The sequence below is a fragment of the Methylibium sp. Root1272 genome (assembly GCF_001425905.1).
GTDB lineage: Bacteria > Pseudomonadota > Gammaproteobacteria > Burkholderiales > Burkholderiaceae_C > Methylibium.
The window spans coordinates 50,782-63,533 of sequence record NZ_LMDY01000012.1 but is presented as its reverse complement, the minus strand read 5'-3'; the positions used below and the strand labels follow the sequence as shown (position 1 = coordinate 63,533).

General features: G+C 71.6%; 12 protein-coding genes. 2 read left to right on the top strand and 10 right to left on the bottom strand.

What is annotated here, in order from left to right; genetic code table 11:
- Positions 1–15: 15 nt before the first annotated feature.
- Genes ASC67_RS06085 through dapF form a run of 4 tightly spaced genes read right to left on the bottom strand, consistent with a single transcriptional unit; the run spans position 16 to position 3,866 of the window.
- Positions 16–1,212, bottom strand: a complete 1,197-nt coding sequence (locus ASC67_RS06085) for a class I SAM-dependent rRNA methyltransferase (protein WP_056316512.1) — start codon at positions 1,210–1,212, stop codon at positions 16–18.
- 49 nt (positions 1,213–1,261) lie between these two features.
- Positions 1,262–2,281 (bottom strand): tyrosine recombinase XerC, encoded by a 1,020-nt coding sequence (locus tag ASC67_RS06080; protein ID WP_082535855.1) that lies wholly within the window; start codon positions 2,279–2,281, stop codon positions 1,262–1,264.
- 11 nt (positions 2,282–2,292) lie between these two features.
- A complete protein-coding gene (locus ASC67_RS06075) occupies positions 2,293–2,970 on the bottom strand; it encodes a DUF484 family protein (protein ID WP_056316510.1) in 678 nt (225 codons plus the stop codon).
- 5 nt (positions 2,971–2,975) lie between these two features.
- The gene (dapF, locus tag ASC67_RS06070) at positions 2,976–3,866 is read right to left on the bottom strand and encodes a diaminopimelate epimerase (protein WP_056316507.1); all 891 of its coding nucleotides are present in this window, start codon (positions 3,864–3,866) and stop codon (positions 2,976–2,978) included.
- Positions 3,867–3,945: 79 nt separating this feature from the next.
- Between dapF and ASC67_RS06065 the strand changes: the two genes are divergently transcribed.
- Positions 3,946–5,286: an SAM-dependent methyltransferase gene (locus ASC67_RS06065; protein ID WP_056318170.1), complete on the top strand. Its 1,341-nt coding sequence runs from the start codon at positions 3,946–3,948 to the stop codon at positions 5,284–5,286.
- 21 nt (positions 5,287–5,307) lie between these two features.
- On the opposite strand, the gene ASC67_RS06060 is transcribed toward ASC67_RS06065, so the two are convergent.
- The 6 genes from ASC67_RS06060 to ASC67_RS06035 are packed head-to-tail and all read right to left on the bottom strand — an operon-like array spanning position 5,308 to position 11,131.
- A complete protein-coding gene (locus ASC67_RS06060; protein ID WP_056316503.1) occupies positions 5,308–6,366 on the bottom strand; it encodes a nitronate monooxygenase family protein in 1,059 nt (352 codons plus the stop codon).
- Positions 6,367–6,397: 31 nt separating this feature from the next.
- Complete coding sequence (locus ASC67_RS06055; RefSeq protein WP_056318166.1) at positions 6,398–7,012, bottom strand: DUF924 family protein; 615 nt, start codon at positions 7,010–7,012, stop codon at positions 6,398–6,400.
- A 23-nt stretch (positions 7,013–7,035) separates the two neighbouring features.
- On the bottom strand, positions 7,036–7,938 hold the full coding sequence (locus ASC67_RS06050; protein ID WP_056316500.1) for an alpha/beta fold hydrolase: 903 nt from the start codon (positions 7,936–7,938) through the stop codon (positions 7,036–7,038).
- Positions 7,939–7,987: 49 nt separating this feature from the next.
- Complete coding sequence (locus ASC67_RS06045; RefSeq protein ID WP_056316496.1) at positions 7,988–9,325, bottom strand: NAD(P)H-dependent oxidoreductase; 1,338 nt, start codon at positions 9,323–9,325, stop codon at positions 7,988–7,990.
- Between the two features lie 53 nt (positions 9,326–9,378).
- Positions 9,379–10,254, bottom strand: coding sequence for a lipid A biosynthesis acyltransferase (locus ASC67_RS06040; protein ID WP_056318162.1), 876 nt, complete (start codon positions 10,252–10,254; stop codon positions 9,379–9,381).
- A 1-nt stretch (position 10,255) separates the two neighbouring features.
- Positions 10,256–11,131: a lysophospholipid acyltransferase family protein gene (locus ASC67_RS06035; protein ID WP_056316493.1), complete on the bottom strand. Its 876-nt coding sequence runs from the start codon at positions 11,129–11,131 to the stop codon at positions 10,256–10,258.
- Positions 11,132–11,304: 173 nt separating this feature from the next.
- Between ASC67_RS06035 and metK the strand changes: the two genes are divergently transcribed.
- Positions 11,305–12,486, top strand: a complete 1,182-nt coding sequence (gene metK / locus ASC67_RS06030; RefSeq protein WP_056316489.1) for a methionine adenosyltransferase — start codon at positions 11,305–11,307, stop codon at positions 12,484–12,486.
- Positions 12,487–12,752: the final 266 nt, after the last annotated feature.

Below are 12,752 nucleotides of genomic sequence, written 5' to 3'. Positions count from 1 at the left end.
GCCGTCGCGCCACACTCACTGCTTCAGGATCGCCAGCCCCTTCAGGTACTCGCCCTCGGGGAAGTTCACCGTCGTCGGGTGGTCGGGCGCCGCTTCCAGCCGTTCGAGCAGGTAGCCGTCGACCCCGGCGTCGAGCCCGGCACCGGCAACGATCTTGTGGAACAAGGCGGCGTCGACGCCGCCCGAGCACGAGAAGGTGAACAGCAGGCCGCCGGGCACCAGCAGCTTCAGCGCGAGGCGGTTGATGTCCTTGTAGGCGCGTGACGCGCGCTCGGCGTGCGCCGCCGTCGGCGCGAACTTCGGCGGGTCGAGCACGATGGCATCGAAGCTCTCGCCGAGTTCGAGATGGCGCCGCAGCGTGCCGTTCACGTCGGCGTCCAGCGCCTCGTGCCGCGCGGCATCGAAGCCGTTCAGCCGCACGTGCTCGCTCGCCCGCGCCAGCGCCGGGCCGGACGAATCGACGCTGGTGACCTGCTGCGCGCCGCCGGCCAGCGCGGCGACCGAGAAGCCGCCGGTGTAGCTGTAGCAGTTCAGCACGCGCTGGCAGCCGAACTGCCGCACCAGTTGCATGAAACGCAGCCGGTTGTCGCGCTGGTCGAGGTAGTAGCCGGTCTTGTGCCCCTCCGCCACATCGACCTTCAGTTGCCAGCCGTGCTCGCGGATCGTTCTTTCGGTCGCGCCGTCGTCATCGGCATCGGGCCGGCGCAGCCAGCCGGTCGCGCTCGGCAGGCCCTCCAGCTCGCGCACGCTGGCGTCGGAACGCTCGTACAGCCGCACGCAGCCGGTGGCCGCCAGCAGGGCATCGGCGATGGCCGGCTTCCAGCGCTCGACGCCGGCGCCGAGGAACTGCGCGCTCAGCGTGTCGCCGTAGCGGTCGACGATCAGCCCCGGCAGGCCATCGGCCTCGCCATGCACCAGGCGCTGCGCGTCGCTGTCGATCGCCAGCCGTGCGCGCAGGGCGACCGCGCGCTCGATGCGCCGCGCGAACAGGCTCGCATCGACGCGCTCGGCCGCGTCGAAACTCCAGGCCCGCACGCGGATCTGCGACGTCGGGCTGTAGGCGCCCCAGGCCAGGAAACTGCCGTCGTGGGCATCGATCCGCACGGTCTCGCCCGGATCGGCCTTGCCGGAGGCGATGCTGCCCTCGAACACCCAGGGATGGCGGCGCAGCAGCGAGCGCTCCTTGCCGGCGCGCAGACGGATCGATTTCATGGCCGGATTGTCGCGTGGCGCTGCGCGCCGCGCCTCCGTCAACGCCGCATCACGACTTCTTGCGTGCCCGCGGGTGGGCCGCGTCGTAGGCCTTGGCCAAGTGCTGGAAGTCGAGCTTGGTGTAGACCTGCGTGGTCGTGATGTTGGCGTGCCCCAGCAGTTCCTGCACCGCACGTAGGTCGCCGCTGGACTGCAGCAGGTGCGAGGCGTAGCTGTGCCGCAGCATGTGCGGGTGCACATGGGTCGGCAGGCCGGCCTGGATGGCCCGCTCCTTCAGCCGCGTGCGCACCTGCGAGGCCGTCAGCCGCCGGCCGTGGCGGCTCACGAACAACGCCGGCTCGTCGGCTGGCGCCACGCTGCCGCGCTGCGCCAGCCAGTCGTCCAGCGCCGCCAGCGCCGCCTTGCCGACCGGCACGCTGCGCCGCTTGCTGCCCTTGCCGAGCACGTGCGCCTCGGCGTCGGCGCGGTCGATCCAGCCCAGCGCACCACCGGCGGCCGTCACGTCCAATCCCACCAGTTCGGCCACGCGCAGACCGCAGCCGTAGAGCAGTTCCACCAGGCAGCGGTCGCGCGCCTCGAGCCGTGCATCGCCGTCGACCTGCCGGTGATCGGCCAGCGCGACGGCATGGTCGACCGACAGCGCCTTCGGCAGCGGCTTGGCCGCGCGCGGCGCACGCAGCCCTTCGACCGGGTTCAGCGCCACCCGCCCTTCGTGCCCGAGCCAGCGGTACAGCCCGCGCCAGGCCGACAGCGCGATCGCGATGCTGCGCGGCGCCAGCCCGCCGGCATGCAGCCGCGCCATCCAGTGGCGCACATGGTGCGGCTGCGCGGCGCGCAAGGCCACGCCGTCACGCTGCGCTGCCTCGCCGAGACGGCGAAAGGCGTCCTCGTAGTTGAGCAGGGTCTTGGCCGACAGCCGGCGCTCGACGCGCAGGTGCTGCAGGTGCTCGACGACATCGGCGTCGAGCGGCGGCGGCGCGGTCGGCTCATCCGGCGTGTCGCCGGGCGGCGCGCGGCGGGCGGCGGCGGCGCCGCTCCGGCGTCGGGCGGCCGCGGGCGCCAGCGGCACGGCGGGCCTCGTCAGTGCACCGGCAGCAGCCGGTGCAGGCCGGCGCTCGCCAGTTCGCCGATGCGCACCAGGAACTCGGTGCCCATGTCGGCGGTGTAGCGCGTCGGGTCGGGCGATCCCAGCACCAGCATGCCGAAGGCCGGCGCGGCCGTGCCGTTGCGCAGCGGCACCATCGCGAGCGACACCACCGCGCCCGGCTCGTCGAACCAGCCCGCGGCCTCGAAGCCCGAATTCACGCCGCAATAGGGCTGCGTCAGGCTGGTGGCGAAACTCTTCACCTCGTCGCTCACCGCACGGGCGAAGGACAGCGACTCGAAGGCATCGGCCGCGCCCCACACGCGGATCCCGGCCTGCGGGATCAGGAACTCGTGCTTCAGTTGCTCCACCAGCACGGTCGGCAGGTCGCTGGCACTGGTGGTGAGCATGATCGAGCGCGTCCAGCGGTGCAGCTTGTCGGCGATCGTCACGTTCTCCTGACCGTGGCGGATCATCTCCACCAGCCGCATCTCGAGGCCGCGGATCTTCTCGCGCAGCATCTCCATCTGGCGCTCCTGCAGCGAGACGGCGCGGTTGCCGTGCGGGCTGGTGAGCTGCACGCTGGCCAGCGTGTCGGCGTGGCGCTCGAAGAAGCCGGGCGTCTGCTGCAGGAAATTCGCGATGTCGTCCTCGGTAATGCCTTGCGTGCTCATCTGGGTCAGTCTCCCTGTTCCGGTAAATCGATCTCGCCGACGAACACGCTCTCGGCGGGGCCGGTCATCCACACCGGCGCATCGTCGCGGCCGGCCCATTCGATCGTCAGTTCGCCGCCGCGCGTGTCCACGTCGACCGGCGTGCCGGCGCGCAGCCAGCCCAGGCGGATGCCCGCCACCACCGCGGCGCAGGCGCCGGTGCCGCAGGCCAGCGTCTCGCCGGCGCCGCGCTCGTACACGCGCAGCTTCACATGGGTGTCGCTCAGCACCTGCAGGAAGCCGGCATTCACGCGCTGCGGGAAGCGCGCGTGGCGCTCGATCCGCGGGCCCAGCTCGGCCACCGGCGCCTCGTCGAGACCGCCTCCGCCGAACTGCGCCACGTTCATCACCGCGTGCGGGTTGCCCATCGACACCACCGCGGCCTCCACCGTGCGGCCTGCCACGTCCAGCGGCCACAGCGCAAAGCCGTTCAGCTCGCGCGGCTGCAGGCCGGCGGCGTCGAACGGCACCCGGGCGGGCTCGAACACCGGCGCGCCCATGTCCACGGTGACGCGGCCGTCCACCAGCCAGCGCGGCTCGATCACGCCGCCGGCGGTGCGCACGCGGATCGCGCTCTTCTTCGTGAGGCCGGCCTCGCGCACGTAGCGCACGAAGCAGCGCGCACCGTTGCCGCACTGCTCGACCTCGCTGCCGTCGGCATTGACGATGCGGTAGGTGAAGTCGATGCCGGGCTCATCGCTGGCGCCGACGATCAGGACCTGGTCCGCACCGACGCCGAAGCGCCGGTCGGCCAGATAGCGGTACTGCGCCGGGCTCAGCGCCAGCGGCTCGCGGGTGGCGTCGAGCACGACGAAGTCGTTGCCCGCGCCTTGCATCTTGGTGAACCGCAGCTTCATGGTGACGGGATTATCGACCCCTCGCGTGCCGCCAGCCGACAATGAGGCGACCTCGAACCTGGCTCCGCGCCGCCCCACCGTGCCCACGACCCCGATCCCTCCCGCCGCCGCGGCCCGACCGCCCGCGACGGAGCCGCGCACGCAGTTCTTCGACGAGGCTCGCGCCGCCCTCGCCGACCAGCGCGTCGTGAAGCTGGTGCTGGCCGGCCCGCGCGGGCCCCGGCCCGACCTGCAGCGCGTGCTGGTGCGGCCGCTCACGCTGAAGGGCCGCGCCTGCCTGTCGCTGACCTACAACCACCGCACCAAGGACGTGACGAAGAACCTGCCGGTCGACGAGGGCCTGGCGACGGTGGCCGCGCTGATCGACAGCGCCTTCGACAACCTGCATCTGCTGACGACCGACGGCGAGCTGCAGCTCGCCATCAGCCGCAAGGGCAAGGCGACGTTGCGGCGCAGCCGCAAGCCTGCCGCGTCCACCGACGCCATCGAGAACCCGGACCAGGTCGCTGCCCCGGCGGACGACGGCTCCGACGCAGCCGCCGTGCCGGCGGCCGCACCGCCTTCGCACGACCGCGCGAAGCACCGCTACGTCGACCCGCAGCAGCCCTTCCTCGTGGCCCTGGGCATCACCGACGCGCAGCACCGGCTGGTGCCGGCCATGGCGCGCAAGTGGAAGCAGATCAACAAGTTCATCGAGGTACTGGCCCACGCGCTGGCGTCGGCCCCGTCGCTCGCGCAAGCTCAGGGCGATCGGCCGCTGCAGGTGCTGGACTTCGGTGCCGGCAAGGGCTACCTCACCTTCGCAGTGCACGACCACCTGTGCCGCACGCTGCACCGGCCAGTCCGAGTGACCGGCGTCGACCTGAAGGACGACATGGTCGCGCTCGGCAACGCCACCGCGCAGCAGTTCGGCCTGGACGGCCTGGCCTTCGAACTGGGCGACGTGCGCAGCTACGCGGCCCGCCCGGTGGACATCATGATCGCGCTGCACGCCTGCGACATCGCCACCGATCATGCGATGCACATGGGCATCCGCTCGGGCGCCCGCATCATCATGTGCTCGCCCTGCTGCCACAAGCAGCTGCGCCCGCAGCTGCGCAGCCCCACGCTGCTGCTGCCGCTGCTGCGCCACGGCATCCACCTCGGCCAGGAGGCCGAGATGCTGACCGACGGCCTGCGCGCGCTGCTGCTGGAGGCCGAGGGCTACGACACCCAGGTGTTCGAGTTCACCTCGCTCGAGCACACCCAGAAGAACAAGATGATCCTCGCCGTCAAGCGCGAGCAGCCCAAGCCCGCCGAGCCGCTGCGCGAGCAGGTGCGCGCGCTGAAGGCCTACTACGGCATCGAGGCGCAGTGCCTGGAGACGCTGCTGGCGGCCGACCGCGCCGAGGCCGCGCCGCGACCCGGCACCGCCGGCTGAACGGCCCGCGGCGGCGCATCGCTACAGGAGGCCTGCCGCCAGCGAACGCGTCACCTCGGCCGCCGGCAGCGCGCGGCAACCGCTCGCGTTCTGCCCCGACCACAGCGGCGAGAAGTCGCCGCTGCCCTGCTTCTCGGCGTGCGCGCGAAGCGGCGCAATCGCCGCGGTGGCGAGCGGGAACGCAGGCGCGGCCGGGTTCATCGGCCCCAGTTCGCGCATCACGCGGTTGACGATGCCGCGCGCGGGCCGGCCGGTGAACAGGCGCGTGAGTGCCGTGTGGCGCGCGGCGTCGCTCTGCAGCGCGGCGCGGTGCAGCGCGCTGGTGGTCGCCTCCGGACACAGCAGGTAGGCCGTGCCCACCTGCACGCCGGCCGCGCCCAGGGCCAGGGCCGCGGCCACGCCATGCGCATCGGCAATGCCGCCGGCGGCGATCACCGGCACGCGCACCGCCTTCACCACCTGCGGCAGCAGCGCGAAGGTCCCAAGCTGGGCGCTCAGGTCATCGGACAGGAAATGGCCGCGGTGGCCACCGGCCTCCAGGCCCTGCGCGATGACAGCGTCGACCCCCTGGTCCTCGAGCCAGCGCGCCTCGTCGACCGTGGTGGCCGACGACAGCAGCTTCGCACCCCAGCGCCGCACGCGCGCCAGCAGCTCGGGCGACGGCAGCCCGAAATGGAAGCTCACCACCGGCGGCTCGAACTCGGCCAGCAGTTCCGCCTCCTCGACACCGAAGGCGCGACGCCCCGGACCCGGCGGGATGGTCGAAGCATCGATGCCGAACTCGCGGTAGTACGGTGCCAACGTGGCCCGCCAGCCCGCCTCGCGCTCGCTGCTGGGCGCGGGCGGCGCATGGCAGAAGAAGTTGACGTTGAAGGGGCACGAGGTCTGCGCGCGGATCGATGCCAGCTCGCTGCGCAGCGCCTCTGGGCCCAGCATCGCGCCCGGCAACGAACCCAGCCCGCCGGCATTGCTGACGGCGACGGTCATCGCGCCGACCTGCACGCCGGCCATCGGCGCCTGGATGATCGGCAGCTCCGTGCCCAGTAGCTTGAGCAGCTCGATGGTGGCGGCAGGGGCCATGTGCGGTCTCCTCCAGATCGGGGACGATAGGTCAGAACCTCGATCCCGGCTGCTTCAGGAATTCGATCTCCTCGGCCGTGCTCGCCCGCCCCAGCACCTCGTTGCGGTGCGGGAAACGACCGAAGCGCGCGACGATCTCGCGGTGGCGCACGGCGTAGTCCAGCGTCTCGGCCAGCGTTCGGGCCTGCGGCCCGACGGCCTCGGCGGCCAGCGCCGTGTAGAGCCGCACGCTCTCTTCCTGCGCGGCCCGATCCTCGGCGTGCTCGAACGGCAGGTAGAGGAAGCTGCGGCGCAGCGGTGGCAGGCCGATGTCGTGCCCCTGTCCGACGAGCTCGCGCGCGATCGCCAGCGCCTGCGCATCGCCGGCAAAGGCCTCGGGTGTGCCGCGACGGATGTTGCGGGTGAACTGGTCGAGCAGGATCACCAGCGCCAGGCTGCCGTCGAGCGTACGGCGCCAGGCGTCCAGCCGGCCGCGCAGCGCGGCCTCGACCTCCAGGCCGAAGCGGAGGTCAACCTCGGCGTCGAAGGCGGCGCTCTTGCGGAACCACTCGGGACGGTCGACGTCTTCGGGACCGAACCAGAAGCGCAGCACCTCCTCGGCGGCATCGGGCGTCGGTCCGGCATGGAAAGCGGGTGACGGGATCATGGAGTTCGCGGTGGCCGAGTCCGTCAATGGGTCTGCAGGAATCGCAGCACGCGCTCATTGATCGCGTCGGGCCGCTCGACCCAGAAGAAGTGGCCCACGCCGTCGATCCGGTCCACCTCGGAGCCCGGGCCCAGTTGGCTGAGCATGGCCTCGGCCGCCGCCGCGTCGAGCGCGATGCAGCCGTCGTCGTTGCCGTGCAGGTAGAGCGTGGGCTGCGGCACCGGCCGGCCCAGCACCGCGGCGTGCTCGTCGGCCCAGGCCGGCGTGCCGAAGCGCTGCGGCGCGAAGAAGTCGCGGTAGTAGCCCAGGGCGGCGTGCAGGTGGGCCGGGTCGCGCAGGCAGGCCTTCACGTGCGCCATCTCCGCCGCCGGTTCGTGGCCCGGGGACCAGTCGCGCCACAGCTGCTCGAGGAAGGCCAGGTCGTTCGCGGCCACCCAGCGCTCGGCGATGTCCATCTGGAACAGCCAGAAATAGAACGAGCGCTTGAGTTGCGGATAGCGCGACGCGATCGTGCCGAACACGCGGAAGTGCGGCACGCTGCCGATCACCGCGCGGCGCCAGCGCGCGGGCTCGGCAGCCAGCGCGCCATAGGCGGCGAAGGCGCCCCAGTCGTGGGCGATCAGCACGGCGTCGCCGGCGCCGCCCAGAGCCTGGTGCAGCGCATTCGGGTCGTTCGCCAGCGCACGGCTCGAGTAGTTGCCATCGGCCGGCACCTCGGTGGGCGCGTAGCCGCGCATGAAGGGCGCCACGGCGCGGTAGCCGGCCTGGGCCAGGCGCGGCAGCAGGTGGCGGTAGGTCCAGGGCGAATCCGGAAAGCCGTGCAGGCACAGTGCCAGCGGCCCGCTGCCGGCTTCGAGATAGTGGAACTGCAGGCCGGCGGCACGCACGCTGCCACGCCGGAACTCGGAGGCTGCCTGTTCGCTCATCGCGTTCTCCTTCCCGGCGCCCACGGATGCGCTTTCCGGGCCCCAACGTTCAGCGGAAGGCCGCTTCCATCTCGCGGCGGAACTGCACCGCCTCGCTGCGAGCATCGAACTCCACGTCGTCCCAGCCGACAGGCTGGCCGTCGGCGATGTCGCGCCTGAGCCTGACCTTGTGCGCCAGGCCCAGCGGCAGGTAGCCGCCGGCCAGCGAGGCGGCGGCCGGCATCAGCTTGCCGTAGACGGTGAAGCCGCCCTCGCCGTCGAGCACCTCGCCGGCACGCAGCGCGCGCTTGGCGGTCGCCACCACGTCGCCGCGCCAGCCGGTGGCCGCGCCCGTGGCCTCGCGGCGCAGGCCGGCGCTGGCCACGCTGATGCCGAGTTCCAGGCCGATCAGGTGGAAGGGCTTGTACATCGACGAGTACTCGCCGCTCGGGTCGGTGACGAGGCCGTACTCCTTGAAGCAGCGCCGCACGTACTCGCTGTCGGCCGCGAAGGTGACGTAGACGCCCCAGCGCAGGTCGCGGAACACCGGGCGGCCGTCGCGCTCCAGCGAAGAGATCACCTCGACCTGGCCGCGGTGCTGCAGCAGGCCGCCGTCGGCGCGCGGCTTGAGCAGGCGCGCCAGGTCGTCGACGCCGCAGGGCGGGAAGGCCAGCCCGTCGTCGGCTGGCGTCAGGCCGCAGGCGTTGGCCACCGCGGCCATCTCGATGGCGCTCTTGGTGCCGTCGAGGAAGCTGTTGAACATCTGCGCGTTCATGCCGCCGGCCTTGGCGTCGTCGGCGCTCAGGCCATAGTGGTTCCACACCGTGTCGGGCGTGCTGGCGTGGTAGGCCGGCAGGTACTTGGTGCCCTTGCCGGCGGCCACGACCTGGAAGCCGGCCGTGCGCGCCCAGTCCACCATCTCGCAGATCAGCGCCGGCTGGTCGCCGTAGGCCAGCGAGTAAACGATGCCGGCCTCGCGCGCCTTGCGCGCCAGCAGCGGGCCGGCCAGCGCGTCGGCCTCCACGTTGACCATCACGATGTGCTTGCCGTGCCGGCAGCAGGCCAGCACGTGGGCGATGCCGGCGGCCGGCGAACCGGTGGCGTCGATCACCACCTCGACCGCGTCGCTGGCGATCACGGCCGGCGTGTCGTCGGTGAGGCAGGTGCGGCCGCTGCGCCGGGCGTCGTCCAGTGTCTTCGCGCCGAGCAGGTCCTCGGCCCAGCCTACCGACAGCAGTGCCGCCTTCGCGCGCGCCGGGCTCAGGTCGGACACCGCCACCAGGTGCAGGCCGGGCGTGCGGCGCACCTGGCTCAGGAACATGGAGCCGAACTTGCCGGCGCCGATCAGGGCCACCCGCAGCGGGCGGCCGTCGGCGGCACGCTGCGCGAGCATCGCGTGAAGGTTCATGTCTCGTCTCCTGTCGTGTGCAAAGCAGGTGGAGCGCGCTCCGGCGGCGCAGTTCAGCCGCCGTACAGCGGCGCCTCGCCGGGCGGTCGCGTCTTGAAGCGCTTGTGGACCCAAAGATACTGCGCCGCGTGCTCGCGGATGCGCTCTTCGATCCAGCGGTTCATGCGCAGGGTGTCGGCCTCGGCATCGGCGCTGGGGAAGTCGGCCCAGGGCTCGAAGAAGCGCACCCGGTAGCCGCGGCCTCCGGGCAGCATGTAGGCGATCACCGGCTGCACCTTCATGCCCAGCAGCCGCGCCATGCGCGACGGCGCCAGCAGCGTGGCGGCCGGAACGCCGAAGAAGGGCACGAAGGCCGCGTCCTTGGCGCCGAAATCCATGTCGGGCAGGTTGAAGAAGCCCATGCCGTCCTTGATAGCGCGCATCAGCGGCTTGGCGGTCTCGTTGCGCGCGAAGATCTTCGCGTTGCCGTAGCGCAGCCGGGCGCGGCGCAGCGCCGCGTCGAACACCTTGTTGCTCTGCGCCTGGTAGATGGAGCAGCCGGGCCGCGCCACGAACAGCTGCACCGCGGCGCCGGCCACGTCGAGGCCCATGAAGTGCGGCACCAGCCACATCACCGGGCCGGCGTGGGTGTCGGCGAAGCTGGCCGGCCCCTCGACGTGCATCAGGCGCCGCAGGCGGGCCGGCGAGGCGTACCAGAGCAGGCCGCGCTCCAGCAGGCTGCGGCCCAGCCACTGGAAGTGTTCGCGCGCCAGTGCACGGCGCTGGTCTTCGGTCCAGGCCGGAAAGCACAGCGCGAGGTTGCGCAGCGCGATGCGCCGGCGCGACCCGGCCACGTGCCACAGCAGCCGCCCGAGGCCGCGGCCCAGCGCGGCGAGGATCGGCAAGGGCAGCCAGTGCAGCAGCCACAGCAGGAACAGGACGAGGCGCATGTCAGTCGTCGGCGCCGGCCACGGCGCCGGCACGAGGTTGCTTGTAGCGGTGGTAGCCCCACAGGTACTGCTGCGGGCACTGGCGGATCAGTCCTTCCATCGCGCGGTTGATGGTGGCGGCGGCCTCGGCCGGATCGGCGGGCAGCGGCTCGCCCAGTTCGCTGACGCGCACCCGGTAGCCGGTCCCGCCGGGCAGGCGCTCGCCCCAGATCAGCAGCAGCGCCGCACCGGTCTGCTGCACCAGGCGCGCGGCGAGGGTCATCGTGTAGGCCGGCTGGCCGAAGAACGGCGCCCAGACGCCCAGGCCCTCCGGCGGCACCTGGTCGGGCAACAGGCCGACGACCTCGCCGCGCTTGAGTGCGCGGATCATCTGGCGCACGCCGCCCAGCGTGGCGGGCGCGGCGTCGAGCCCGGGCCGGCGCCGCGCGGCCTCGACCAGCGGGCGCAGCCAGGGCTTGCGCGCCGGGCGGTAGAGCACCGTCATCGCGCCGCGGCCGGCACCGTAGTGCTCGGCATACGACTGCCCCACGACCTCGAAGCAGCCGAGGTGCGGCGTCAGCATGACCAGCCCGCGGCCGGCGGCCTGGGCCCGTTCGATCAGTTCGCCGCCCTGCCACTGCACCGCCATCGGCAACGCCGCCTCGGGCGGGCGGGCCCACAGCGGCGGGAGTTCGGTGAGCATGCGCCCGGCCGCACCGATGGCCTGACGCGCCTGCGGCCACGGCACGCCGGCGAGCGCCACGTTGGCGCGAAAGCGCCGCCGGTAGTCGCCCGACGCGGCATAGACCAGCCAGCCGATCGGCGCGCCGATACCGTGCAGCAGCGACAGCGGCCAGCCGGCCAGCGCGCGCATCAGGGTCGTCAGGAATCGGCTCATCGGGTTCGTTAGAATTGTGGCGTCGCCGAGTTACGGAACTACTTGCGGGGCGATTGCAGGGCCGGTCGGGTCTGCCGGGTCGAAGGACTCAACAAACCGCTAAAGCGTTCGCCGCTCCTCCCAACCCAGGCCGGCAACGCGAGTTGCAATCGACCGATTGATGGAGTTTAAGAGTGGCAAACGACTTCCTTTTCACCTCAGAGTCCGTCTCCGAAGGGCACCCCGACAAGGTGGCCGACCAGATCTCGGACGCCATCCTCGATGCGATCTTCGCGCAGGACCCGCTCTCGCGCGTGGCCGCCGAGACGCTGACCAACACCGGCCTCGTGGTGCTGGCCGGCGAGATCACGACCAACGCGCACGTCGACTACATCCAGGTCGCGCGTGACACGATCAAGCGCATCGGCTACGACAACACCGAGTACGGCATCGACCACAAGGGCTGCGCGGTGCTGGTGGCCTACGACAAGCAGAGCAACGATATCGCACAGGGCGTGGACCAAGCCAGCGACGACCACCTCAACACCGGCGCCGGCGACCAGGGGCTGATGTTCGGCTACGCCTGCGACGAGACGCCCGAGCTGATGCCCGCGCCGATCTACTACGCGCACCGCCTCGTCGAGCGTCAGGCGCAACTGCGCAAGGACGGCCGCCTGCCCTTCCTGCGCCCCGACGCGAAGAGCCAGGTGACGATGCGCTATGTGGACGGCAAGCCGCACAGCATCGACACCGTGGTGCTGTCCACCCAGCACAGCCCCGACCAGAGCGAGACCGCGAAGAAGATGAAGGCCTCGTTCACCGAGGCGGTGATCGAGGAGATCATCAAGCCGGTGCTGCCCAAGGAATGGCTGAAGGACACCAAGTACCTGATCAACCCGACCGGCCGCTTCGTCATCGGCGGCCCTCAGGGTGACTGCGGGCTGACCGGCCGCAAGATCATCGTCGACACCTACGGTGGCGCCTGCCCGCACGGCGGCGGTGCGTTCTCCGGCAAGGACCCGACCAAGGTCGACCGCTCGGCCGCCTATGCCGCGCGCTACGTGGCCAAGAACATCGTGGCCGCCGGCCTGGCGCGTCAGTGCCAGATCCAGGTGGCCTACGCGATCGGCGTGGCGCGGCCGATGAACATCACGATCTACACCGAAGGCACCGGCGTGATTCCCGACGACCAACTCGCCAAGCTGGTGGCCGAGCACTTCGACCTGCGCCCCAAGGGCATCATCCAGATGCTCGACCTGCTGCGCCCGATCTACGAGAAGACCGCGGCCTACGGCCACTTCGGCCGCGAAGAGCCCGAGTTCAGCTGGGAGAAGACCGACAAAGCTGCGGCGCTCCGCGCCGCAGCTGGCCTGTAAGGCCGCCGCGCGCAACGCGCGCGGTTTGCCGGTCTTCCGGCACAGGCTCATTTCGCGCCAGCGAAGTGAAGGGCCTCGAAGCCCGTGCCGCAGCCAGAAGAATGCCCGGCGCAGCCGCTGACTGAATGCCGCGGCCGTCCAGGCCGCGGCGACTGTTCATGCACGGCCCGCCGACAACCCACTCAAGACCGGCTGTCCCGCAGCCATCCCATCCAAGGGCGCCCCCAGGAGGTCGCCCTTTTTCCGTCCGGACTATTCGGTTCTGC